At 59.8% G+C, this 24,112-nt stretch carries 24 protein-coding genes and 1 other RNA gene; 14 read left to right on the plus strand and 11 right to left on the minus strand.

Annotated features, from left to right (window positions below):
- Positions 1 to 44: 44 nt before the first annotated feature.
- The 3 genes from KHU30_RS17770 to KHU30_RS17780 all read right to left on the minus strand — a co-directional run bounded on the left by KHU30_RS17770 (position 45) and on the right by KHU30_RS17780 (position 3,102).
- Positions 45 to 830: a basic amino acid ABC transporter substrate-binding protein gene (locus KHU30_RS17770; RefSeq protein WP_211443959.1), complete on the minus strand. Its 786-nt coding sequence runs from the start codon at positions 828 to 830 to the stop codon at positions 45 to 47.
- Positions 831 to 843: 13 nt separating this feature from the next.
- Positions 844 to 1,629, minus strand: a complete 786-nt coding sequence (locus tag KHU30_RS17775) for a basic amino acid ABC transporter substrate-binding protein (protein WP_211443960.1) — start codon at positions 1,627 to 1,629, stop codon at positions 844 to 846.
- Positions 1,630 to 2,025: 396 nt separating this feature from the next.
- Positions 2,026 to 3,102, minus strand: a complete 1,077-nt coding sequence (locus KHU30_RS17780) for a substrate-binding domain-containing protein (protein WP_211443961.1) — start codon at positions 3,100 to 3,102, stop codon at positions 2,026 to 2,028.
- 147 nt (positions 3,103 to 3,249) lie between these two features.
- Here KHU30_RS17780 and KHU30_RS17785 point away from each other — a divergent pair, with 147 nt between their 5' ends.
- The 7 genes from KHU30_RS17785 (at position 3,250) to KHU30_RS17815 (ending at position 12,412) form a co-directional block, all read left to right on the plus strand.
- Positions 3,250 to 4,887 (plus strand): OFA family MFS transporter, encoded by a 1,638-nt coding sequence (locus tag KHU30_RS17785; RefSeq protein ID WP_211443962.1) that lies wholly within the window; start codon positions 3,250 to 3,252, stop codon positions 4,885 to 4,887.
- A gap of 220 nt (positions 4,888 to 5,107) precedes the next feature.
- The gene (locus KHU30_RS17790; RefSeq protein ID WP_211443963.1) at positions 5,108 to 6,148 is read left to right on the plus strand and encodes a S8 family peptidase; all 1,041 of its coding nucleotides are present in this window, start codon (positions 5,108 to 5,110) and stop codon (positions 6,146 to 6,148) included.
- Positions 6,149 to 6,302: 154 nt separating this feature from the next.
- Entirely contained in the window at positions 6,303 to 6,809 is a 507-nt protein-coding gene (locus tag KHU30_RS17795; protein ID WP_211443964.1) for a formate dehydrogenase subunit gamma, read from the plus strand.
- A complete protein-coding gene (locus tag KHU30_RS17800; RefSeq protein WP_211443965.1) occupies positions 6,806 to 8,380 on the plus strand; it encodes a formate dehydrogenase beta subunit in 1,575 nt (524 codons plus the stop codon). Before KHU30_RS17795 ends, KHU30_RS17800 begins: the two co-directional genes overlap by 4 nt.
- A gap of 64 nt (positions 8,381 to 8,444) precedes the next feature.
- A complete protein-coding gene (gene fdhF, locus KHU30_RS17805; protein WP_211443966.1) occupies positions 8,445 to 11,312 on the plus strand; it encodes a formate dehydrogenase subunit alpha in 2,868 nt (955 codons plus the stop codon).
- An 18-nt stretch (positions 11,313 to 11,330) separates the two neighbouring features.
- Positions 11,331 to 12,149 carry a formate dehydrogenase accessory sulfurtransferase FdhD gene (gene fdhD / locus KHU30_RS17810; RefSeq protein WP_211443967.1) on the plus strand — a complete coding sequence of 273 codons (819 nt, stop codon included), beginning with the start codon at positions 11,331 to 11,333 and terminating at the stop codon, positions 12,147 to 12,149.
- Positions 12,150 to 12,187: 38 nt separating this feature from the next.
- A complete protein-coding gene (locus tag KHU30_RS17815; RefSeq protein WP_211443968.1) occupies positions 12,188 to 12,412 on the plus strand; it encodes a formate dehydrogenase subunit delta in 225 nt (74 codons plus the stop codon).
- Position 12,413: 1 nt separating this feature from the next.
- On the opposite strand, the gene KHU30_RS17820 is transcribed toward KHU30_RS17815, so the two are convergent.
- Complete coding sequence (locus KHU30_RS17820; protein WP_211443969.1) at positions 12,414 to 13,631, minus strand: lactonase family protein; 1,218 nt, start codon at positions 13,629 to 13,631, stop codon at positions 12,414 to 12,416.
- Positions 13,632 to 13,850: 219 nt separating this feature from the next.
- Here KHU30_RS17820 and KHU30_RS17825 point away from each other — a divergent pair, with 219 nt between their 5' ends.
- The 5 genes from KHU30_RS17825 to KHU30_RS17845 all read left to right on the plus strand — a co-directional run bounded on the left by KHU30_RS17825 (position 13,851) and on the right by KHU30_RS17845 (position 15,791).
- Positions 13,851 to 14,360: an FUSC family protein gene (locus tag KHU30_RS17825; protein WP_098495616.1), complete on the plus strand. Its 510-nt coding sequence runs from the start codon at positions 13,851 to 13,853 to the stop codon at positions 14,358 to 14,360.
- A 68-nt stretch (positions 14,361 to 14,428) separates the two neighbouring features.
- On the plus strand, positions 14,429 to 14,674 hold the full coding sequence (gene zapB, locus KHU30_RS17830) for a cell division protein ZapB (RefSeq protein WP_098495617.1): 246 nt from the start codon (positions 14,429 to 14,431) through the stop codon (positions 14,672 to 14,674).
- On the plus strand, positions 14,671 to 14,982 hold the full coding sequence (locus KHU30_RS17835; RefSeq protein ID WP_211443970.1) for a cell division protein ZapA: 312 nt from the start codon (positions 14,671 to 14,673) through the stop codon (positions 14,980 to 14,982). The genes zapB and KHU30_RS17835 overlap by 4 nt, the downstream gene beginning before the upstream one ends.
- A gap of 68 nt (positions 14,983 to 15,050) precedes the next feature.
- A non-coding RNA gene (ssrS, locus tag KHU30_RS17840) (6S RNA) lies at positions 15,051 to 15,231 on the plus strand.
- 98 nt (positions 15,232 to 15,329) lie between these two features.
- Positions 15,330 to 15,791, plus strand: a complete 462-nt coding sequence (locus KHU30_RS17845) for an EVE domain-containing protein (RefSeq protein ID WP_211443971.1) — start codon at positions 15,330 to 15,332, stop codon at positions 15,789 to 15,791.
- Here the strand turns inward: KHU30_RS17845 and KHU30_RS17850 are convergent.
- The 4 genes from KHU30_RS17850 to KHU30_RS17865 all read right to left on the minus strand — a co-directional run bounded on the left by KHU30_RS17850 (position 15,781) and on the right by KHU30_RS17865 (position 19,479).
- Positions 15,781 to 17,337: a malonate--CoA ligase gene (locus KHU30_RS17850; RefSeq protein WP_211443972.1), complete on the minus strand. Its 1,557-nt coding sequence runs from the start codon at positions 17,335 to 17,337 to the stop codon at positions 15,781 to 15,783. The genes KHU30_RS17845 and KHU30_RS17850 overlap by 11 nt on opposite strands.
- 78 nt (positions 17,338 to 17,415) lie before the next feature.
- Positions 17,416 to 18,270, minus strand: coding sequence for a prolipoprotein diacylglyceryl transferase (gene lgt / locus KHU30_RS17855; RefSeq protein WP_211443973.1), 855 nt, complete (start codon positions 18,268 to 18,270; stop codon positions 17,416 to 17,418).
- A 3-nt stretch (positions 18,271 to 18,273) separates the two neighbouring features.
- Positions 18,274 to 19,167, minus strand: a complete 894-nt coding sequence (locus tag KHU30_RS17860) for a LysR substrate-binding domain-containing protein (protein ID WP_211443974.1) — start codon at positions 19,165 to 19,167, stop codon at positions 18,274 to 18,276.
- 72 nt (positions 19,168 to 19,239) lie between these two features.
- Positions 19,240 to 19,479: a TIGR04438 family Trp-rich protein gene (locus KHU30_RS17865; RefSeq protein ID WP_211443975.1), complete on the minus strand. Its 240-nt coding sequence runs from the start codon at positions 19,477 to 19,479 to the stop codon at positions 19,240 to 19,242.
- A 163-nt stretch (positions 19,480 to 19,642) separates the two neighbouring features.
- Between KHU30_RS17865 and KHU30_RS17870 the strand changes: the two genes are divergently transcribed.
- Complete coding sequence (locus KHU30_RS17870; protein ID WP_211443976.1) at positions 19,643 to 19,954, plus strand: c-type cytochrome; 312 nt, start codon at positions 19,643 to 19,645, stop codon at positions 19,952 to 19,954.
- A gap of 139 nt (positions 19,955 to 20,093) precedes the next feature.
- Here KHU30_RS17870 and KHU30_RS17875 read toward each other — a convergent pair whose 3' ends face one another.
- Positions 20,094 to 21,221, minus strand: coding sequence for a branched-chain amino acid ABC transporter substrate-binding protein (locus tag KHU30_RS17875; RefSeq protein WP_407928107.1), 1,128 nt, complete (start codon positions 21,219 to 21,221; stop codon positions 20,094 to 20,096).
- A 273-nt stretch (positions 21,222 to 21,494) separates the two neighbouring features.
- The gene (locus KHU30_RS17880; RefSeq protein WP_230427465.1) at positions 21,495 to 22,640 is read right to left on the minus strand and encodes a branched-chain amino acid ABC transporter substrate-binding protein; all 1,146 of its coding nucleotides are present in this window, start codon (positions 22,638 to 22,640) and stop codon (positions 21,495 to 21,497) included.
- A 36-nt stretch (positions 22,641 to 22,676) separates the two neighbouring features.
- Here KHU30_RS17880 and KHU30_RS17885 point away from each other — a divergent pair, with 36 nt between their 5' ends.
- Positions 22,677 to 22,880, plus strand: a complete 204-nt coding sequence (locus tag KHU30_RS17885) for a hypothetical protein (RefSeq protein WP_211443978.1) — start codon at positions 22,677 to 22,679, stop codon at positions 22,878 to 22,880.
- 49 nt (positions 22,881 to 22,929) lie between these two features.
- On the opposite strand, the gene KHU30_RS17890 is transcribed toward KHU30_RS17885, so the two are convergent.
- Positions 22,930 to 24,078 (minus strand): branched-chain amino acid ABC transporter substrate-binding protein, encoded by a 1,149-nt coding sequence (locus tag KHU30_RS17890; protein WP_098495627.1) that lies wholly within the window; start codon positions 24,076 to 24,078, stop codon positions 22,930 to 22,932.
- Positions 24,079 to 24,112 lie beyond the last annotated feature (34 nt).

Here is a 24,112-nt window from a genome sequence, read left to right on the forward strand (position 1 = left end):
GGGAATGACGTGGCCGGGGCGCGTAGCTGGGGCGCCGAGCCGGTCTACAGTTTCTCGTCCGCGAAATATTTCTTGTAGATCCGGTCCTGCGTGCCGTCTGCCTTGATCAGTTCCAGGCCGTGGTTGAGCTTGGCCAGCAGTTCGCTGTTGCCCTTCTTGACCGCGATGCCGTAGTACTCTTTGGGGAAAGCCGGATCGTTGACGATGCGGAAATTCTTGCCCGGATTGTTCTTGACGAAATTGGTGACCACGCCATTGTCGCCGACCACGGCATCGACGCCGCCGCCTTCCAGCTCCTGGAACGCCAGCGGCATCGATTCGAAGCGCTTGACGCTAGGGCTGTTCTTGCCGACCAGGTTCTGCGCCGCTTCATCCGCGGTGGTGCCGCTCTGGACGCCGATTTTCTGGGCTTTCAGGTCTTCGAACTTGGCGACCTTGGAACTGGCCGGCAGCACGATCAGCTGCTTGGCCACGAAGTAGGGCTCGGAGAAATCCATGCTTTGCTTGCGCTGGTCGTTGATCGTGATGGTGGAAATCAGGATGTCGCGGTCGCCCTGGGCCAGCGCATTGAACAGGCCGTCGAACGGCGTATTGACGATCTTGACCTTGATGCCGGCCTTGTCGGCCACCGCTTTCATGATCTCGACATCGAAGCCGACCAGTTCCTTTTGTTCATTCTCGGATGCGAAGGGGGCATAAGCGCCGTCTGCGCCGACCACGTATTCAGTGGCGGCCGCAGCCGTGGCCGAGGATGCTTCTTTTTTGCCGCAGGCAGTCAGCACAGCCAGCGAACACAGCAGCGCCAGCGCGGGAAGATATCGTTGTTTCATTTTAGCTCCCGGCTTATTTGGCTGTATCGGCGAAATACTTGGCGTAGATCTTGTCGTAGGTGCCGTCGGCCTTGATTGCCGTCAGTCCCTTGTTGACCTTGGCCAGCAGTTCCGCATTGCCTTTCTTGACGGCGATGCCGTAATACTCTTTAGGGAAGGCCGGATCGGAGATGAAGCGGAAACCTTCGGACGGGTTGTTCTTGATGTAATTCTTGATCACGCCATTGTCGGAAACCACAGCCTCGACGCCGCCGCCTTCCAACTCCTTCATCACCAGCGTCGCCGATTCCAGGCGCTTGATGTTCGGATTGCTCTTGCCCAGTTCCTTTTGCACGATTTCATCGCCGGTGGTGGCGCTTTGCACGCCTACCTTCATGCTCTTGAGGTCGGTGAATTTGGTGACCTTGGAATCCTTCGGCACCACGATCAGCTGATTCGCTTCAAAGTAAGGTTCGGAAAAGTCGACCGTCTGCTTGCGTTCGTCGGTGATGGTGATGGCTGACGCCAGCAGGTCGCGGTCGCCCTGCGCCAGGAAGTTGAAGATGCCTTCAAACGGCGTGTTGACGAACTTGATCTTGAAACCGCCCTTGTCGGCGATGGCGTTCATGACGTCGACATCGAAGCCGACGATTTCCTTCTGTTCATTCTGGTATTCAAACGGCGCAAAAGTCGCTTCGGCGCCGACCAGGTATTCCTTGGGTTCGGCCACGGCCGCGGTTTTCGGCTCTTGCTTGCCGCAGGCAGCCAGCAATAGCGCGGCGGACAGCACGCACAGACTCAGATTGAAAATTCGTTTCATTGAATATCTCCTGTAAATATCGGTAAAGTGTTCAATTCGTTCGATTCGTTAAATTCGTTCGATTGGTTCGATTTATATCAACAACGAAATGGTTTCCCGGGAACAGTTGCCGGCCATGGCACGCTGCCCCGGTATGAAATTATTGTTTTGGCAATATTGCTAGAAATAATCCGCTATTTTAGATTCATCTTTGCATTTCACAATGATTTATATAAATCATTGCGCATAAAAGCCCCCTGCGGTTCATGCGGCACGGAAATAAATAGATGTCTCGCAGCTTGACCCCGACGCTGGAACCCAGCCTGGCGGCCAGCGCCCGGTCCAGCCAGGAATTGCCGGGCTGTCTGCAGCGGCCGATTGCCACGGGCCTGGCGCGTATGCAGGCCCTTAGTGCCCTTAGCGCAGGCTCTTGAAGGCCTTGGCAAGTGGCAGGATCTCGCCGGTGGCGTTGCCGTCGTAGCCGTGCAGCTGGTTGACGATGGCGCGGAACGAGGCTGATTGCAGGATGTCGATGACCTGCTGCATCAAAGGATCTTTCATGGTGCTGATCGGCACCGCAAAGAAGTAGCGTTCGCGGATCAGGGGGATGAAGTCCAGGCCGAAGCGTTCGGCGGCGGTCTGGACCCCGAAGCCGACATCGGCCATGCCGCTGGCGATGAAGGCGGCAATTGCCGAGTGCGTGAATTCCGCGGTCTCGAAACCGTCGATGGCGGTCGGCGACAAGCCTTGCCGCGACAGCATCAGCTCCAGCAGCATGCGGGTGCCTGAACCCGGCTGGCGATTGACGAACAGCACGCCGTCGCGGCTGAGGTCGGCCAGGCTGACTATATGCTTCGGATTGCCGGGCGCGACCATCAAGCCCTGGTTGCGCACCGCCAGGTGGATCAGGCAATGCTTGTGCTTGTCCAGCCAATGGCTGTAGCCGGCCACCGCGGCTTCTTCAAATTCTCCCAGCGGCACGTGAAAGCCGGCCAGGTCGCATTCCTCGCGCGCCAGCGCCGCCACCGCATCGGCGCTGTTGCGATAGCGCAGTTCCACCGGCAAATGCTGTTCGTTCAACTGGTTGAGCAGCGCCGCCACGGCAAAGCCATGGCTGGCGTTGAGCCGGATCACCTGCGGCTGGACGCTGACCGCCTTGCTCAATTCGCCTTCCAGTTCCGACGCCAGGCTTTCCAGCGTCGGCGACAGCCGCGCCGCGATGCGGCGATCGGCCCAGATCAGTTTTTCCGCCAGCGGCAGCAATTCGCTGCCCCGCCCGCGGCCGGTTTGTATCAAGGGGTGGCCGAACATCGTTTCCGCTTCCCGCAGCAAGCCCCAGGCGTGCCGGTAGGAACTGCCGATCTGCTTGGCGGCATTGGCGATCGAGCCGGTTTCCTGGATCGCCGTCAGCAACGCCAGCAGCACGGCGGTATCCAGCGGCTGCTCGGCGTCGCGCGAGATTTCCCAGTGCGGTTTGATTTTGACTTTAAACATTATGCAAAATATAGCCTATTGAGTATGCGCGCTGCTAGTGATATTTTTTGATGGTGCAAGGGAAATGAAAATATTTCGCGCATAAAACTATATGTAAGCAATTACCTATGGTACATATAATACTTTTTCATTTCCGGGGGGAATTTGATGGGGTTTTTAGACAAACAACGGACCATTGCAGGTCCGGGCTTCAACCGCTGGCTGGTGCCGCCGGCGGCGTTGGCGATACATCTGTGTATTGGCATGGCTTATGGTTTTTCGGTGTTCTGGCTGCCGCTGTCGAAGGCGATCGGCATCAAGGAGTCGGTGGTCTGTGCCAAGGACATGAGTTTTTTTGCCGAAATATTCGCCAGCAATTGCGACTGGAAGATTTCGATGCTCGGCTGGATTTTCACCATGTTCTTCGTCTTGCTGGGAACCTCGGCGGCAATCTGGGGCGGCTGGCTGGAACACGTGGGTCCGCGCAAGGCTGGATTCGTAGCCGCGCTGTGCTGGTGCGGCGGCCTGCTGATTTCGGCGCTGGGCGTTTATGAGCATCAGATCTGGCTGATCTGGCTGGGCTCCGGCCTGATCGGCGGCGTCGGCCTTGGCCTGGGATATATCTCGCCGGTGTCGACCCTGATCAAATGGTTTCCGGACCGCCGCGGCATGGCGACCGGCATGGCGATCATGGGTTTCGGCGGCGGCGCGCTGATCGGCAGCCCGCTGGCGGACAAGCTGATGAAGCATTTCGCGACCGATGCCTCGGTCGGCGTGTGGCAGACGTTTGTGGTGATGGCTTTGATTTACCTGGTGTTCATGATGGCAGGCGCTTTCGGCTACCGGATTCCGCCCAGCGGCTGGAAACCGGCCGGCTGGACCCCGCCGGCGGCCAGCAGCAACGCCATGATCACGCAGAACCACGTGCATGCCAGCAAAGTCTGGGGCATTCCGCAGTTCTGGCTGGTATGGCTGGTGCTGTGCCTGAACGTATCGGCAGGCATCGGCGTGATCGGCATGGCGTCGCCGATGCTGCAGGAGATGTTCGGCGGCCACCTGCTCGGCGTCGCCACGAAGTTTTCCGAATTGTCGGGCGACCAGGTGAAGGCGATTGCGGCGATTGCCGCGGGCTTTACCGGCCTGATCAGCCTGTTCAATATCGGCGGCCGCTTCGTCTGGGCCAGCTGCTCGGATTACATCGGGCGCAAGATGACGTATGTGGTGTTCTTTGTACTTGGCTTTGTGCTGTATGTAAGCCTGCCTTGGTCCGGCACGACTGGCAGCGTGGCTTTGTTCGTGGCGGCGGTGTGCCTGATCCTGTCGATGTACGGCGGCGGGTTTGCTACCGTGCCGGCTTATCTGGCGGACTTGTTCGGCACCCAGATGGTGGGCGCGATCCACGGCCGTCTGCTGACTGCCTGGGCGACCGCCGGGATTCTCGGACCGGTAGTGGTGAACTACATGCGCGAGTACCAGCTCGGCCTGGGCATGCCGCGTGAATCGGTTTACAACACCACCATGTACATCCTGGCGGGGATGCTGGTGCTGGGCTTGCTGTGCAACCTGATGATCCGTCCGATCGCAGCCAAGCATTTCATGACGCCGGAAGAACTGGCGCGCGAAAAGCAGCTGGCGCACGAGCAGGCTTCGGCCAAGGGCGAGGCAGTGCTGCCGCCGGAAGTGATGGCGCGCATCGGCAGCGGCGGCAGTCCTGCGCTGTTGTGGCTGTCGTGGGCCGCGGTCATCATTCCGCTGGTCTGGGGGATTTCGATTACGTTGCAAAAATCGGCAATATTGTTCAAATAAGGAAGGACAAGCGATAGCATGGCGTATGTCGCAGTACGCCATGCAAGCAGTGACCTAGGTACATTCTTATGTTTTTGGAAGTGCGGGATCTTTCCCCGTATGTGGCAACTCGTTCTATTGTTCCAGCAAGATTTTGAACAAGCGGCGGACGAGGCATTTGCCATCTGCATCGTCCGACAACAGCCTGGACGAGTGCGGTTTCTAAAAATGAGGAGTGGTCATGAAGAGCGTCATTGTTTTTACATGTATTTTTGGAGTGCTGTCTTGTTCCACAGCACGCGAGCCGGCGGACCGTTCTTTCGCGACACCCGAATATCTGGCGCAGCCTGGCCTTGCAGTGGTCAAGGCGGCAGCGTTGTACGAACGTGGCGGGACGGGGGCCGGGGTGACGGTAGCGGTGATCGATTCGGGACTGATGCCGAGTCATCAGGAATTTGCAAATCGTCTCGCCGGACCGGGTTACAACTATATCGAAGATGTAGCGCGCGTGGTGGACGATCCCTTGAATCACGGCACCAAGATGGCTGGCTTGATTGCCGCGAACAGGGATTATCGGGGGATGCATGGCGTCGCCTACGATGCGAAGATTTTGCCGATGCAATTCGGCGCCAGTTGTAAGGATCGGTGTGATAGACGGACGGAGCCTTTTGAGTCAGACGATCAGATTGCTCGCGCATGGACGGATTCCTATGCGCAAGGTGTGCGTATTCTGAGCAATTCGTGGAGCAATGCACTTGATGCGCACTTGTTGAGTGAATCGCATTACCGGCAGTTGATGCCGGATTCACTGGCTGTGGCCAAGGATTTGACCGGCAAGGATGTTGTATTTGTCTTCCCTACCGGAAATGAAATACGCCGCGAGCCCTTGATGGAGGCTGGATTGCCTTATCTTGTGGAGGGCATTGAAAAAGGCTGGCTGGCGGTCACCGCCGTAAGAAACGATGGCAGCAAAATTACCGATAAAGCAAATGCATGTGGCATCGCCCGCAACTGGTGCATTGCGGCACCGGGCGGCGATGGAGGAAAGGGCAATGGTCTGTTGACGACAGATAGAGACGGTGCTTATTCGGAAGCGACAGCGACATCGGCGGCTGTAGCGATGGTTGCGGGTGCGCTGGCGGCGCTGAAAAGCAGGTTTCCAGAGATGACTACGCAACAGTTGCGCGATCGCCTGCTGCAGACAGCCAACCGAACAGGCGTCTACGCAAATAGCGATTTGTACGGGCAAGGATTGCTTGACCTGGACGCGGCATCAAGATAGTCGAGCCGCCGAGTTATTTTCCCGGCTCTGCAGGAATTTGTAGGCTGCGGCCATGGTTTGCCGCAGCCTGCTTATGACAAGAAAACAAGTACTATAAGTTAGCCGTCGTGATGTTGTATTGAAGAAGTACAACCGAGAGGAGACTGTCATCAACATGCAAAACCATACGCAGGTTCCCGCAGAAGCGTTGCAACCAACCGGTGATCTGGATAGCGTCAGATCCATCATTCAAGAATTCAAGACGCTGCCTGGCGCCATGCTGCCTGTGCTGCATGCGATCCAGGACGCGCTCGGCCATGTGCCGCCGTCGGCGGTGCCGCTGATCGCCGACGAGCTGAATCTCTCGCGTGCCGAAGTGCACGGCGTGATCAGCTTCTATCACCATTTCCGCCAGCAGCCGGCAGGCCGCCACATCGTCCAGATCTGCCGCGCCGAAGCCTGCCAGGCAGTCGGCGCCGATGCGCTGGCGGCGCACGCCAAGGCGGCCCTAGGCTGCGACTTCCACGGCACCAGCAGCGATGGCCAGTTCACGCTGGAGCCGGTGTATTGCCTGGGCCAATGCGCCTGCGGCCCGAACATGCAGATCGATGACGATCTGCATGCCCGCGTCAGCAACGACAAATTCAATCGCGCGCTGCGCGCCAAGCGAGGTGTGCAATGAGCGCCCTGAACGCCCCGGTCACCATTTATGTCCCGCGCGATTCAACCGCGCTGGCGCTCGGCGCCGACCAGGTCGCCGCGGCCATCGCGCAGCAGGCGGCGCAGCGCGGCATCAGCATCAATCTGGTGCGCAACGGCTCGCGCGGCATGTTCTGGCTGGAGCCGCTGGTCGAGGTGGCGACTGCGGCCGGGCGCATCGGTTACGGTCCGGTCGAATCCGACGATGTCGCCGGGCTGTTCGACGCCGGTTTCCTCAGCGGCGCCCAGCACAGTTCCGCCCTGGGGCTGGTGGAAGAAATACCTTATCTGAAAAAGCAGGAGCGCCTGACCTTTGCCCGGGTCGGCATTACCGATCCGCTCTCGCTGCCAGACTACCTGGGGCATGAAGGCTATGCCGGGCTGCGGCGCGCCCTCACCATGCCGGGGGCGGCGCTAGTGCAGGAAGTGCTGGATTCCGGCTTGCGCGGCCGCGGCGGCGCCGCTTTTCCCACCGGGATCAAATGGAAGACGGTAGCTGCAACCGCCGCTACGCAAAAATACGTCGTCTGCAATGCCGATGAAGGCGATTCCGGCACGTTCTCGGATCGCATGGTGATGGAAGACGATCCCTTCATGCTGATCGAGGGCATGACGATTGCCGCGCTGGCAGTGGGCGCCACGCGTGGATATATTTACGTCCGCTCGGAATATCCGCATGCCATCGCGGCACTGAACCAGGCCATCGCCACGGCGACCGGCGCCAACTATCTCGGCGACAACATCCTCGGCTCGGCCAGCAGCTTCCATCTGGAAGTGCGCAAGGGCGCCGGCGCCTACATCTGCGGCGAAGAAACCGCCTTGCTGGAAAGCCTGGAAGGCAAGCGCGGCGTGGTGCGCGCCAAGCCGCCGCTGCCCGCCATCGAGGGTCTGTTCGGCCAGCCGACCGTGATCAACAATGTGATCTCGCTGGCTTCTGTGCCTATCATCCTGGCGCGCGGCGCCGCCTTCTACAAGAACTATGGCATGGGCCGTTCGCTGGGCACGCTGCCGATGCAGCTGGCCGGCAACATCCGCCGCGGCGGGTTGGTGGAAAAAGCCTTCGGCGTAACCCTGCGCGAGCTGCTGCAAGATTTTGGCGGCGGCACCGCCAGCGGCAAGCCTATCCGCGCGGTGCAGGTCGGCGGCCCGCTGGGCCCCTACCTGCCGCCGTCGCTGTTCGACACCAAGCTCGACTACGAAGCCATGGCGGCGGTCGGCGGCATGCTGGGGCATGGCGGCATTGTGGTGTTTGACGACAGCGTCGACATGGCGAAGCAAGCCCGATATGCGATGGAATTCTGCGCGATCGAATCCTGCGGCAAATGCACGCCTTGCCGCATCGGCTCCACCCGCGGGGTAGAGGTGATCGACAAGATCGTCGGCGGGGAATCTCATGTCGCCGTGCAGCAGATCAAACTGCTGCGCGACCTGTGCGACACCATGGTCAACGGCTCCCTGTGCGCCATGGGCAGCATGACGCCGCTGCCGGTGCTGTCGGCGCTCGATCATTTCCCGGAAGATTTCGGCAAGGGCGAACTCGGCCAGGCCGCCTGAGGTATTTCGCAATCAGTTGCATGAACACGACTAACCCACGTTCCGATGGAACCAGGAGCATGTGATGAATCAGCTTAACGAACTCGACTACGGCACTCCCGCCAAAACGGCCAAGCAGCTGGTAACCCTCGAAATCGACGGCGTCAATGTCGAAGTCGCGGCCGGCACTTCGGTCATGCGGGCCGCGGCCGAAGCCGGCATCAACGTCCCCAAGCTGTGCGCCACCGACAGCCTGGAACCGTTCGGTTCCTGCCGCCTGTGCCTGGTTGAAATCGACGGCAGGAAAGGCTACCCGGCTTCCTGCACCACGCCGTGCGAGCCCGGCATGAAGGTGCGCACGCAGACGCCGAAGCTGGCCGATATCCGACGCGGCGTCATGGAACTCTACATCTCCGACCATCCGCTCGACTGCCTGACCTGCCCGACCAACGGCAATTGCGAACTGCAGGACATGGCTGGCGTCACCGGCCTGCGCGAAGTGCGCTACGGCTATGACGGCGAGAACCACCTGAAGATGAAGAAGGATGAATCGAATCCTTACTTCACTTACGATCCCTCCAAGTGCATCGTCTGCAACCGCTGCGTGCGCGCCTGCGAGGAAACCCAGGGCACCTTCGCGCTGACCATAGATGGGCGCGGGTTCGAATCGCGCGTGTCGGCCGGCCAGATGCAGGATTTCATGGATTCCGAATGCGTCTCCTGCGGCGCCTGCGTGCAAGCCTGCCCGACCGCCACCCTGACCGAAAAGACCGTGATCATGCTGGGCCAGGCTGAACACAGCGCGATCACCACCTGCGCCTATTGCGGAGTCGGCTGCTCCTTCAAGGCAGAGATGAAAGGCAACCAGGTGGTGCGCATGGTGCCGCACAAGGATGGCCAGGCCAACCATGGCCATTCCTGCGTGAAGGGCCGGTTCGCCTGGGGTTATGCGACGCACAAGGACCGCATCACCAAGCCTATGATACGCAGCAAGATCACCGATCCTTGGCGCGAAGTTTCGTGGGATGAAGCGCTCGCTTATGCCGCCAGCGAATTTCGCCGCATCCAGGCCAAGTACGGCAAGGATTCGATAGGCGGCATTACTTCCTCACGCTGCACCAACGAAGAAACCTATCTGGTGCAAAAGCTGGTGCGGGCAGCGTTCGGCAACAATAACGTCGATACCTGCGCCCGGGTTTGCCATTCGCCTACCGGCTACGGCCTCAAGCAGACGCTGGGCGAGTCGGCCGGCACCCAGACCTTCGATTCGGTCATGCAGGCCGATGTGATCATGGTCATCGGCGCCAATCCGGTCGCCGCCCATCCGGTATTCGCCTCGCAGATGAAACGCCGCCTGCGCCAGGGCGCGCAGCTGATCGTGGTCGATCCGCGCACTACCGAGATGGTCAAGTCGCCGCATGTGCAGGCGGCTTATCACCTCAAGCTGCGTCCTGGCACCAATGTCGCCCTGATCACCGCGCTGGCGCATGTGATCCTGTCGGAAGGCCTGGAAAAGCCGGACTACGTCGCCGAGCGTTGCGACCAGAAATCGTATGCCGACTGGAAGGAATTCGTGCTGCGGCCGGAAAATTCGCCGGAAGCCATGGCGGAAGTCACCGGCGTGCCGGCGGAGCAGCTGCGCGGGGCCGCGCGCCTGTACGCCAGCGCCGCCAACGGCGCCATCTACTACGGCCTCGGCGTGACCGAACATGCGCAAGGCTCGACCATGGTGATCGGCATCGCCAACCTCGCGATGGCGACCGGCAATGTCGGCCGCGAAGGCGTCGGCGTCAATCCGCTGCGCGGCCAGAACAATGTGCAGGGCTCCTGCGACATGGGTTCCTTCCCGCACGAATTGCCGGGTTATCGCCATGTGTCCGACAGCACCGTGCGCGGCGAGTTTGAACAGGTTTGGGGCGTCACGCTCAGCCCGGAGCCGGGCCTGCGCATTCCGAACATGTTCGATGCCGCGCTCGACGGCAGTTTCATGGGACTGTACTGCGAGGGCGAAGACATCGTGCAGTCGGATCCGAATACCCAGCACGTTACCGCCGCCATGGCGGCGATGGAATGCATCGTGGTGCAGGATCTGTTCCTCAACGAGACAGCCAAATACGCGCATGTGTTCCTGCCCGGTTCCTCTTTCCTGGAAAAGGATGGCACTTTCACCAACGCTGAGCGCCGCATCTCGCGGGTACGCAAGGTGATGCCGGCCAAGGCCGGGAAATCGGACTGGGAAGTGACCGTGGCGCTGTCCAATGCGCTGGGCTATCCGATGAACTACACGCATCCGTCGCAGATCATGGACGAGATCGCGGCCCTGACGCCGACCTTCCGCGGCGTCAGTTACGCCAAGCTGGAACAGGCCGGCAGCCTGCAATGGCCGTGCAACGATGAAGCGCCGCAAGGCACGCCGATCATGCATATCGGCCAGTTCGTGCGCGGCAAGGGAAAATTCATCAATACCCAGTACTTCGCCACCGATGAAAAGGTGACGCTGAAATTCCCGCTGATCCTCACTACCGGCCGCATCCTGTCGCAATATAATGTCGGCGCCCAGACCCGCCGCACCGACAACGTCGAGTGGCACAGCGAAGACCGGCTGGAAATCCATCCGCATGACGCCGAAGACCGCGGCATCAAGGACGACGACTGGGTCGGCATCGAATCGCGCGCCGGCCAGACCGTGCTGCGGGCGACGGTGACCGAGCGGGTGCAACCGGGTGTGGTTTACACTACCTTCCACTTTCCGGAATCGGGCGCCAACGTGATCACCACCGATAATTCGGACTGGGCCACCAATTGCCCGGAATACAAGGTGACCGCGGTACAGGTGCTGCCGGTCAGCCAGCCGTCCGCATGGCAGAAGCAATTCAGCCGCTTTACCGAGCAGCAGTTGAAACTGCTGCAGGGGCAGCCGGATCATGGGACGGAGGCGGCCGTTACCAAATAACAGGACAGAGGAAAGCATATGGTCTTACCAGAATACGCCAGCAGCACCGAGGTAGCCGTGGAGCGGTGGCGTAACGGCGGCGTCAGCAGCAGCCGCGACACGGTGGCGGAAGAAGTGCCGGTGGCGCTGGAGTACAACGGCATTTCGCACGCGGTGATGATGGCCTCGCCGGCCGACCTGGAAGATTTTGCCCTGGGCTTTTCCCTGACTGAAGGCATCTTGCAGGACCGTAGCGAATTGTTCGATTGCGAGATCGTCAGTGCCGCGGACGGGATCCAGGTGCAGATGCAGATCGCCACGGAACGCTTTGTGATGCTCAAGGAAAAACGGCGCAACCTGACCGGCCGTACCGGCTGCGGCCTGTGCGGCGCTGAAACCTTGCAGCAGGCGGTGCGCAAGCCGGCGCCGGTGGTGTCGCATGCACGTTTTTCCGCGGCGGCGATTTACGCAGCGATGGCGGAGATGCAGAAACGGCAGCATTTGCAGCAGGTCACGGGAGCGACGCACGCCGCGGCCTGGTTGCAAGCGGATGGAAAAATTGCACTGGTGCGCGAAGACGTCGGCCGCCATAACGCGCTCGATAAATTGATCGGCGGCTTGATGCAATTGGAAGCGAAGCAGGATTTTTCCAGCGGCGCAGTGCTGATCACCAGCCGCGCCAGCTACGAAATGGTGCAGAAGGCGGCCAGCATGGGTTGCGGCTTTATCGTCGCGGTATCGGCGCCGACGGCGCTGGCGATCCGGCTGGCGGAACAGGCCGGCGTCACCTTGCTGGGTTTCGTGCGGCAGCCGGGGCACGTGGTGTATGCGCATCCGCAGCGCCTGGCGCCCGCTTAGTTTTTAAACGCAGTCTTGCAGCAGAAAAGGTAGACGCAATGAATCTGGAACATCTGGTCAAAATGGCGAATCAGATCGGCGCTTTTTTTGACACCATGCCGGACCGTCCGCAAGCCATGACGGACCTGATCGCCCACCTGAAACGCAGCTGGGAGCCGCGCATGCGGCGCGAGCTGCTGGCCTATGTCGACCAGCAGGGCGGCGCCGAGCTGATGCCGATCGTGCAGGAAGCCATCCGCCTGCACGCTGCCGCCCTCAAATAAATTACGGCAGGAACACCATCTGCGACGGGCTGCCCAGCCCGGTATAGCGGTCGATGAATTCCAGCTTGCCGCTGTCCTTGTCGATGGCGAACTGGGTGATGTTGTCGCTGCGCTGGTTCAGTGCATACATGAAGCGCCCTTGCGGTCCGATCACGATGCTGCGCGGATAGTCGCCGCGGGTCCAGGTATCTTCTACCCATGTCAGCTTGCCTTCGGCGCCGACCGCAAACTGCGCAATGCTGTTGCGCAAGCGATTGGCCACATACACGAAGCGGCCGTCAGGGCTCACGATCAGTCCCGAGGCGAAACTGGTGCCGTGGTAGTTCTCCGGCAAGGTCGAGACCGTATCCTGCTCCTGCAGGGTGCCCTTGGCCTGGTCGAAGCGATACAGCGTCAGCGTCGACGATTCTTCGTTGATGACATATGCATACTTGCCGTTGGGATGGAAGACGAAGTGGCGCGGTCCGGCGCCGGCCGAGGAGGCCTTGATGAAGGCCGGCGCATTCGGGCTCAGGCGGCCGCTGGCCTGGTCGAAGCGCCACTGGTAGATGCGGTCCAGCCCCAGGTCGGTAGAGAACGCGAACTGGCCGCTGGGATCGCTTGCGATCATGTGCGCATGCGGGCCGTTGTGGTCGCTGGCGGCAAAGCTGCCGATGACTGCCGCTTCCGGTTTGGGCGCGCCCGGTGTGCCGCTGCTTTGCTGTACCGAGGAGGCCGGCTGCAGGCTGCCGTCTCCGCCTATCGGGAACACCGCCACGGAGCCGCCGCCGTAGTTGGCGGCGAACAGGTGCTTCCCCTGCGCTGAGAGCGTCACGAAGGCCGGCGTCGCGCCTTGCGAATCCTGTTCATTCAGCTTGCTCAGCGTGCCATCGGCGCGGTTGACGGCATAGGCCGCCACGCTACCGTGCTTGCCATCCTTGTAGTTGGCAATCTCGCTCGCCACGTACAAGGTCTTGCCGTCCGCGCCCGCGGCCAGCTGCGCCGAATTGGGCTGGCTGCTGGCGACCCCGACCCGGCTTAGCGCGCCGGATTGGCTATCGACCTTGAACAGATATACCCCTTCGCCATTAGGGTTATACGTTCCGACGTAGGCGAACTGACTGGGAGAGGCGGGCGTTGCGGCCCTGAGCGGCAGGCTGGTCATGGCGAATAGGGTAGTGAGGGCGATGGAGAGCGTCAGCCGGCGGGACAGACGGGAAACGGATAACGGAGTCGGCATATTTTCCTTGATAACCTGGCGCAGTGGAGGGGCGCTTCGGCGGATTATTTCGATGAACGAATATAGGGTTTTCTAGCCAGGATGGCAATCCGTAAATACGGCCGCCGCGGCGCCCGGAACAGTCTGTCGGGGCTTGTCAGGTAACGTAAAATTTCGGACGATCCCGGTTCTCGGCTAGAATGGCGCTCGCGCTGTATGTAAACCGACGGACAAGGATCAATGGAATTTCAGTTCATCAGTCCCAAAAAGAACGCGCTGGTTTATCTGGTCAAGATCCTGACCGGCGCCCTGATCACCTGGTATGGCTTGCGCGCCCTGGGCTTGCAAGAGCCGTACTGGGCCATGATATCGCTGATCATCGTGACCGAGCCGGACATCAATCTGGCCAAGGCCAGCTTCAAGGCACGCCTGATCAATACCCTGAACGGCTGCGTGGTGGCTTGCCTGGCGCTGGTGCTGTTCGGTCCGGGCTTCCTGTCCTTGCTGATTGCGCTGGCGGTATCGGTGCTGGTTGCCATGCTGCTGCAAAACTATCCTGCCAACTGGCGCCTGGGGCCGGCGACGGTGGTGATCCTGATGTCGGCGGCGATCGGCGGCAAGGGGCTGCACCAGGAACTCGAATATGCGCTATTGCGCGTCGGCGAGGTGATCGCCGGCAGCACCGTGGCATTATTGCAATCATTGGCGTATGGCTTTCTGCTGAAACGACTGGCGCCGGTGAAGACCTGATCGTAAAGCGCGAGATTGATCGGCCGAATCTATTGACGTAATTTCCTCAGCAACACTATAGTGACAAAATGATTTCAGAATTCCACCAATTATCAGAAAAAATAGGCCAGCTGGCCGAGCTGACGCACGCTTTGCGCCGCGAAAACGTCGAACTGCGCCTGCGCGCCAAGGATTTGCAGAGCGAGAGCGAGGACTTGAAGCGCCAGAACGCAGAATTGCAACAGCGGATAGACGAAGCGCACCGGCGGGTCGCCGCCTTACTCGAGAAATTTCCGGCATTGCCGTCATCGCCGCAGGATAAGGAGCTTGCATGAGCCAGTTAAGCGTCAACATCATGGGCCAGCCCTATACCCTGTCCTGCAAGGAAGGCGAAGAAAACGCCCTGCAGGAAGCGGTGACTTACCTCGACGGCAAAATGACAGCGATCCGCGACGCCGGCAAGATTCGCGGCAATGACCGTATCGCAGTGATCGCGGCGCTCGGCATTGCTGCTGAATTATTGAGCAGCAAAGCGCCTTCGGGACCTTTGTCGGAGCTGACCGTGTCGGAAGTGAAGCAGAATATTGCGGCGATGCACACGGTGCTGGATGAAGCCCTGGCGGCACAGGAAGACTTGTTCTGAGGCGCGCCGATCCAAGAAAAAAACTTGCGACTAAGGGTTTGACTTGGGAGTTGTTTGGAGTAGACTACTCACTCCTGCCGTGTTCGCGATTGTCATAAAATCCTTGAACCATTTATACGCACCGGCTGCGGAATATTGTTCGACAGGTGTGAGCGTCGCTAGTCCGATGAGCCCGAAGTTGAACTAACTGCGGCCAACTTGAATCGCTTTGGTTCAGGATGCCGACAAAGCGGCACAGGCGGGACTGGATTCTGAAGCGGTTGCATATACATGCAGCCGCTTTTTTCGTTTGCGGACTTCTTTTGTGGCCTTCTTTTTGCGTTTTTCCAGGAGTGGGAAGAGATCAAATGAATTATTGGCTAATGAAATCCGAGCCGGACGACGCCAGCATCGACGATGTGCTGGGCATGGACGGACAGAAGATCGCCTGGTATGGCGTGCGCAATTATCAAGCGCGCAATTTCATGCGCGACCTGATGAAGGTCGGCGACGGCGTGTTGTTCTACCACTCCGGCTGCGCAGTGCCTGGCATCGCCGGCCTGGCCGAGGTGGCGAGCACGCCCTATCCGGACGACACGCAATTCGATCCCAAGAGTAAATACTTCGATCCCAAGGCCGAACGTGAAAACCCGCGCTGGATGCTGGTCGACGTCAAGGCGCTCAAGAAAACCCGGCTGATTCCGCTGGCCGAACTGCGCGAGCAGGAAGCCCTGGCCGAAATGCAGATCCTGCGGCGCGGCAACCGGCTTTCCATCACTCCGGTCAGCGCCGCCGAATGGCGCCACATCGGCAAGCTGCTCAAGGCATGACGGCGGCCTGCCTGGCGTAGTGTTCGCGCAGCAGGTTCTTCTGCACCTTGCCCATGGTGTTGCGCGGCAGTTCATCGGCGAAGAACACTTGTTTCGGCACCTTGAAGTTGGCGATGCTGGTTTTCATCAGTTCGATGACGCCAGCGGTGGTCAGCGTGGCGTCCGGCCGTTTGACGATGACGGCTGTCACGGCTTCGCCGAAATCGGCGTGCGGAATACCGATGACCGCTGATTCCAGCACACCGTCGATTTCATCGAGCACGCTTTCGATTTCCTTCGGATAGACGTTATAGCCGCCGGAAATGATCAGGTCCTTGCTGCGACCGACGATCGCCAGATAGCCTTCGCTATCGAACTTGCCGACGTCACCGGTCTTGAAATAGCCGTCGTCGGTGAACTCCTCCGCAGTCTTTTCAGGCATGCGCCAGTAGCCCTGGAACACATTCGGACCTTTTACCTGGATATCGCCGATCTCGCCGGCGCCGCACAGCTTGCTGCTGCCGTCGCTGCCGGTGACGGCCAGGCGCAGCGAGACGCCCGGCAAGGGCTGGCCGACGGTGCCGCCGCGCCGCTCCCGTTCATAGGGGTTGGACGTCAGCATGGCGGTCTCGCTCATGCCGTAGCGTTCCAGTATGGTGTGGCCGGTGCGCGCGGCGAATTCGGCAAAGGTGTCTGCCAGCAAAGGCGCCGAACCTGAAATGAACAGGCGGATATTGCGGCAGGCGTGGCGCTCGAATTCCTTGTCGGCCAGCAGGCGCACATAGTAGGTCGGCACGCCCATGAAGATGGTGCTGCGCGGCAGCTGGCGGCAGACTTCGGCGGCGTCGAATTTCGGCAGGAAGATCATCTTGCTGCCATTCAGCAAGGCGCCATTGGCAGCGACCAGCAAGCCGTGGATATGGAACAGCGGCAAGGCATGCAGCAGGACATCGCCGGCTTGCCAATGCCAGTACTGCTGCAGCACCTTGGCGTTGGAGGCGATATTGCCGTGCGAAAGCATGGCGCCCTTGCTGCGGCCGGTGGTCCCGGAGGTGTACAAAATGACGGCGAGGTCGTCGGCCTGCTTTTCCACGGTATCGAAGCGATCCGGGAAGTGCATGGCGCGCGCCAGCAGCGAGCCGGAATTGCGGCCTTGGTTGCCGCTGCTGATTTCATCCAGCGTAAACAAGTGCCGGGTGCCGGCCTTGAAGGCGATCTGCGCTACCCAGCCGAAATTCTTCGGCGAGCAGACGAATACGGCCGGTTCGGCATCGCCGATGAAATATTCGATCTCCGCACTGCGGTAGGCAGTATTCAGCGGCAGGTAGACAAAACCGGCGCGCAGCGTGGCCAGGTACAGTATCAAGGCTTCCGGCGACTTCTCGACCTGCACTGCAATCCGCGCGCCGCTTTGCAGGCCCAGGCTGCCGAACAGGTTGGCGATGCGGGCGGAGGCGCGCTCGACATCGCCCCAGGTGTAGTACTGGCCGTCATGGGTTTCGATGCAGCAAGCGGTTTTGTCGGCAGGGAAATGCGAGGAGAACAGGGCGTAGAGATTGGCGGTCATGGCGGGGCAGGAAAAAGACGTTCGGCAAACGCCGCCGGCGCTGTCCCGGCAAGCGGGAACAGCCGGCAGCGTCGTGTGTCAGGTCGAGGCAGGGTTGGCGGCCTTGGCCGGCGGCGCATCGGCCGCGCCGGCATACTTGCGCGGATGGCGGTATGCGATGAACAGCAAGACGATCCCGAGCACGATCATCGGCACCGACAGCATCTGTCCGGCGGAAATCGTGATGCCGCCGAAGCTGACGTTGTAGTCCGGCACGCGGAAGTATTCGGTGAAGAAGCGGGCGCAGCCGTACAGCAGCGAGAACATGCCGGCCACCGCCATGCGCGGCCGCGGCTTGCGCGAGAACAGCCAGAGGATGACGAACAGCAGGATGCCGTCGACCAGCATCTGGTAGATCGGCGACGGGTGGCGCGGCAGGTTGTCCACGTTGGGCCAGATCATGGCCCACGGCAGCGACGGGTCGGAGACCACGCGGCCCGGCAGTTCGCCGTTGATGAAATTGCCGAGGCGGCCGGCAGCATAGCCCAGCGGCACCATGGGCGCGATGAAATCCATGATATCCATCAGGTTGCGGCCAGCCTTGCGGCCCCACAATGCCATGGCGATCAGGACGCCGATAAAGCCGCCGTGGAAAGACATGCCGCCCTTCCATACCGCAATGATTTCCGCCGGGTGCGAAAAATAGTAGGACGGATCGTAAAAGAACACCTGGCCCAGGCGGCCGCCGATCACTACCCCCAGTACGCCGTAGAACAGCATGTCGTCGATATCTTCCTTCTTCCAGCCGACCGCCGCGATATGCGGCTGTTTGATGCGGATGCGGCCGACCCAGATGAACTGGATGAAGGCCAGCAGATACATCAGTCCGTACCAGCGCACGTGCAGCGGGCCCAGGGAGAAGGCTATCGTATTGGGTAAGGGATGAATCAGCATGTTCTATTTCTTTCTTAATAATTCGAAAAAGGCTTGCAATACAGGTGAAGCATTATCGCGGCGCCAGGCCAGCCCGGTCTCTACCAGCGGCGTCTGGTCTTGCAATTCGTGATAATCGACCCCCGGGCGTTGCAGGTTCGACACCGATTGTGGCACAAGCGCGATCCCCATGCCAGCCGACACCAGGCCGACGATGGTTTGCATCTGGATCGCTTCCTGGCCGATGTGCGGGGCGACGCCGGCGGCGCGGAAACAGCCCAGGATGGTGTCATGCAAGCCGGGCGAGATGCGGCGCGGGAAAATAATCAGGGGCATGTCTGCCAGGCTGCTCAGCGCAATCCTGCCTTTACCGCGCAGCGCCTTGAGGCCGCTGGGCGCCGCCAGCATCAGCGGTTCGGACAGCACCGGCTGGTAGTCCAGCACCAGCCTGGCCTTGTCCGGCAAGGGTGGAATCAGCAGACCGGCGTCGATGCGGCCTTCCATCAGCTGCGCCAGCTGCAGGTCGCTGGTGGCTTCCTGCAGGTCGATCCGCACTTGCGGATAGGCTTCGCGGAAAGAGCGCAGCAAAGGCGGCAGGATGCTGTAGTCGGCAGTGGACACGAAGGATAGCGCAAGCAGTCCGGATTCACCGGAAGCGGCACGCCTGACCAGGTCGGGCAGGGCCGCGGCCTGCTGCAGCAGGCGCTGCGCTTCCGGCAGCAGCGCCTGACCGGCTGGAGTCAGCGCGACACTGCGCTTGGTGCGCGCGAACAGGGCGGCGCCGAGACTGGCTTCGAGCGCCTGTATGGTCTGCGACAAAGGCGGTTGCGTCATATGCAGCCGCAGCGCGGCGCGGCCGAAATGCCTTTCTTCCGCTACCGCCACGAAATAGCGCAGTTGCCGCAGCTCTATGTTCATTTATCGCCATCCAATAAAAAAGCCGGAGAGAAGCCGGCTTTTTGTTTTTCATTACGCGACTGCCGCACAGTCTCAGCGGCCGGGGCGTTTATGCTTGTCGAAGGTTTTCTTGACGCGTTCCTTCTTGATTTTTTCGAGCTCTTCATGGGCCTTGCGCTTGTCAAGGCCGAGCATGCGTTCGAGAAATTCGAACCAGATGAAAGCTACCGCCATCAGGCCAGCGATCCACCACCAGGACATATTGGTGAAAAACGAACCGATTTCGAAGTATTTTAACGCTATTAATGAAACGATAATGATAATCAGTGGCATGGCATTCCCTTTTCTTTGCGGAAAGGATAGGGCGAAAGATGTCCGTGGTCAACGGATGTCGCTCTGATATGTCGGATTCCTGATGCAGGTAGGTGATTGCGGGATATGAGACAATGCGCACGGGCAGGTAAAATGGTGTCACATTTTTTTGACGGAGATAAGAATGAAACGTTTGTTGATCTGCGCGTTGCTGGGTGCAATAGCATCGGGTTCTGCACTGGCTGACGCCGGTCTGGATCTGGCGAAGTCGAAGAACTGCCTGGCGTGCCATGCGGTGCAAAACAAGGTTGTCGGACCGGCCTACAAAGATGTTGCGGCGAAATTCGCCGGCCAGAAAGGCGCCGAAGACATGCTGGTGCAAAAGGTCTTGAAGGGCAGCACCGGCACCTGGGGCGCCATCCCGATGCCGGCCAATCCGCAAGTCAGCGATGCCGAAGCGCATACGCTGGTGAAATGGATTCTGTCGCTCAAGTAAGCCGGCGGAAAAAGCATGATCCGGCAACCCGATGCCGAGATAAAGCGCTCACAGGAGCGCTTTTTTTACGGCCATTGACATTGGCGGCGGCAATAAAAAAGCGTCCCGCAGGACGCTTTTCAGGATGGGCGGAAACGCCTTATTTGGTCACAGCCAGCTGGCTGCGCAGTGCGCCGCGGTAAGTGTACAAAGTGATGGTGCCGTCCTTGATATCGCCTTTCGGATCAAACGCGATCATGCCGGTCACGCCCTGGTGATGGATCTTCGCCAGTTCGGGCAGGTATTTCTTCGGATCGGCCGATTTGGCTTTTTGCATCGCATCGGCCATGGTCATCAGGGCATCGTAGGTATACGGCGCGTAGATCACGACATCCTTGCCGTACTTGATCTTGTATGCGGTCCTGTACGCATCCAGGCCTTTCCGGGCCGACTCTTCAACTCCGCCTGCCTCCGCGCAGATCACCTGGTCGTTGCTGATGCCGTCGCCCGCCAGTTTCGGCAGGTCGGAGGTGCAGATGGCATCGCCGCCCATGAACTTGGCCTTGATGCCGAGCTGCTTCATCTGGCGCAGCATCGGGCCGGCGCCGGCGTCCAGGCCGCCGAAGAACACGACGTCAGGCTTTTTCGCCTTGAATGAGGTCAGGATGGCGTTGAAATCGGTGGCCTTGTCGTTGGTGTACTGAGTGGCGACGATGGTCATGCCGGCCGCTTTTGCCGCCTTGCTGAACTCTTCCGCCAGGCCTTGGCCGTAGGCGGTGCGGTCGTCGATCACCGCCGCGGTCTTGGCATGCAGCGTGTTGGCCGCATAGCGGCCGAGGGCGCCGCCCAGCTGGCTGTCGTTGGCTACTACGCGGAAAGTGGTGTTGAAGCCTTGCTGGGTATATTTTGCGCTGGTGGTCGAAGGCGAAATCTGCGGAATGCCGGCATCGAAATAAATCTTCGAGGCAGGAATCGAAGTGCCGGAGTTGACGTGGCCGATGACGCCGGCGACCTTGGCGTCGACCAGCTTCTGCGCCACGGCGGTAGCCTGTTTCGGATCGGATGCGTCGTCTTCCGCCACCAGTACGAAGCGGGTCTTCTTGCCGTCCAGTACGATGCCCTGCGTATTCAATGCTTCGATCGCCATGCGGGCGCCGTTTTCATTGTCCTTGCCGATATGGGCGATAGGGCCGGTGATCGGTCCGACGTGGGCGATCTTGACCACTTGCTCTTGCGCATGCGCCGAAGCGGCCAGGGACAGGGCGATGGCGGCAGCCAGCGGCATCATTTTAGTAGTGTGCACCAGGGTTTCTCCTAAGGATTGTCGACGATATTATTAAAAAAGCAGTTTTTAGACAGCCGGCTTGCGCCGCGAGTTCGGACTGTCTTGAGGGAGTTAAACGTTACAACAATCCGTAGCCGGCGCAAAGGGCATTTCTATGCTTTTTTATCAATTCGGCAGAATGATATGCGTAAGGTGCTGGCCCGACGGAAACAAAAATCATGAAAAAAGCGCCCCGGCCTTGCGGGCGGGGCGCTTCTGCAAAGATGCTGCGATGGTTTATTTGGTCACGGTCAGCAAGGTCCGCTTGCCATCCTTGTAGGTGTACAGGGTCAGCGTGCCGTCCTTGATGTCACCCTTGGCGTCGAAGGCGATCATGCCGGTCACGCCTTTGTGATGGATCTTCGCCAGTTCCGGCAGATATTTTTTCGGATCGGCGGAGTTGGCTTTCTGCATGGCTTCCACCATGGTCATCACCGAGTCGTAGGAGTAGGGCGCGTACAGTTTTACTTCGGTGCCGTACTTCTTCAGGAAGGCTGCCTTGAAATCGTCCAGGCCCTTCTTGCCCGATTCCTCGACGCCGCCGGCTTCGGCGCACACCACCTGGTCATTGACCAGGCCATCGCCGGCCAGCTTGCCCAGCTCTGCCGTGCACATGCCGTCGCCGCCCATGAACTTGGCCTTGATGCCGAGCGCCTTCATCTGGCGCAGCATCGGACCGGCTACCGCATCCATGCCGCCGAAGAAGATCACGTCCGGATTCTTGGCCTTGATCGAGGTCAGGATGGCGTTGAAATCGGTTGCCTTGTCGTTGGTGAACTGGGTCGCCACGATGTTGACGCCGGCCGCCTTGGCGCCCTTGGCGAATTCCTGCGCTACCCCTTGGCCGTAGGCAGTGCGGTCATCGATGACCGCGATATTCTTGGCATGCAGCGCAGTCGCGGCATAGCGTCCCAGGGTGCCGCCCAGCTGGCCGTCGTTGGCGACTACCCGGAACACGCTGTTGAAGCCTTGCTGCGTGTATTTCGGGCTGGTGGCAGCCGGCGAAATCTGCGGGATGCCAGCATCGTAGTAAATCTTCGATGCCGGGATGGTGGTGCCGGAATTCAGGTGGCCGATGACGCCGTCGATCTTGGCGTCGACCAGTTTTTGCGCTGCCGCCGTGCCTTGCTTCGGATCGGACGCATCGTCTTCCGCCAGCAGCACGAACTTGACTTTCTTGCCGCCCATGGTGACGCCCTTGGCGTTCAATTCTTCGACCGCCATCTTGGCGCCGTTTTCCATGTCCTTGCCGAGGTGGGCCGACGGGCCCGTCACCGGGCCGACGTGGCCGATCTTGACGACTTGTTCTTCTGCATGGGCTGCGCCGGCGGCGCTCAAGGCCAATGCGATTGCTGCAACCAACGGCAACATCTTGTTCTTCATCTGCACGTGTTTCCTCCTAAGGATTTGATAAGGTCAATGAAAGATTTTCCGGCCTCACAGCGCGGAGCATGTAAACATTACAACAGAAAAAAATCTTCTCAAAGACTTTTAGACAATATCCTTGTATGCCATGAGGAAATTGCGGCGTCTCGCGCCCAGCCGGATTGGGCCGGGAGGCGGCATGCACAGGCGGTGACGGAGGGGGCGGTGACGGCGCAAACGAAATATGAAGAGGAATAAAAAAAGCGCTCCGGAAACCGGAGCGCTTTTCATGAGCTGTGTGCGACGATTATTTTGTCACGGTCAGCAGAGTGCGTTTGCCGTCTTTGTAGGTGTACAAAGTCAGCGAACCGTCCTTGATGTCGCCCTTAGGATCAAAGGAGATTTCGCCGGTCACGCCCTTGTAGTGGATCTTGGCCAGTTCAGGCAGGTATTTCTTAGGATCCGAGGAGCCGGCTTTTTCCATCGCTGCCACCATGGTCATCAGCGCGTCGTATTCGTACGGTGCGTAGATCACGACTTCCTGGTTGAAGCGTTTTTGGTAAGCAGCCTTGAAGGCTTCCAGCGCTGCCTTGCCTGCATCCGGCACACCGCCGGCTTCAGCGCAAACCACCTGGTCGTCTTTCAGGCCTGCGCCGGCCAGCTTGGCCAGCTCAGTCGTGCACAGGCCGTCGCCGCCCATGAACTTGGCCTTGATGCCCAGCTGGTCCATCTGGCGCAGCATCGGTCCGCCGACTGCATCCATGCCGCCGAAGAAAATCAGGTCGGGATTCTTGGATTTGATCGAGGTCAGAATCGCGTTGAAATCGGTAGCCTTGTCGTTGGTGAACTGCGTTGCAACGATGGTGCCGCCGGCTTTCTTGGCGCTCTTGGTGAACTCTTCAGCCACACCTTGGCCGTAAGCAGTACGGTCATCGATGACCGCAATGTTCTTGGCTTTCAGCGTATTGATGGCGTAGCGTCCCAGGGTGCCGCCCAGCTGGCCGTCGTTGGCCACTACGCGGAACGCAGTGTCGAAGCCTTGCTGGGTGTACTTAGGATTGGTGGCGGAAGGCGAGATTTGCGGGATGCCGGCATCGTGATAGATTTTCGATGCTGGAATGGTAGTGCCGGAGTTCATGTGGCCAATAATGCCCTTGACCTTGGCGTCCACCAGTTTCTGGGCAGCGGCGGTTCCTTGCTTCGGATCGGAAGCGTCATCCTCGGAAGCCAGTACGAACTTCACCAGCTTGCCGCCGATCTTGGTGCCCTTGGCATTCAGTTCCTCGATCGCCATGGTGGCGCCGTTTTCATTGTCCTTGCCGATGTGGGCGTTAGGACCCGTGAGCGGGCTGACCTGGCCGATGGTGACGACTTCTTGTGCCGAAACCGGACCTGCAAAGGCGAAAGCCATTGCAATTGCGCCAGCCAACGGAATCATTTTGATCTTGTTCTGCATGAATATCCTCCTGAGGATTTAAAATAAAACAATC

The organism is Collimonas humicola, assembly GCF_018304945.1.
GTDB lineage: Bacteria > Pseudomonadota > Gammaproteobacteria > Burkholderiales > Burkholderiaceae_D > Collimonas > Collimonas humicola.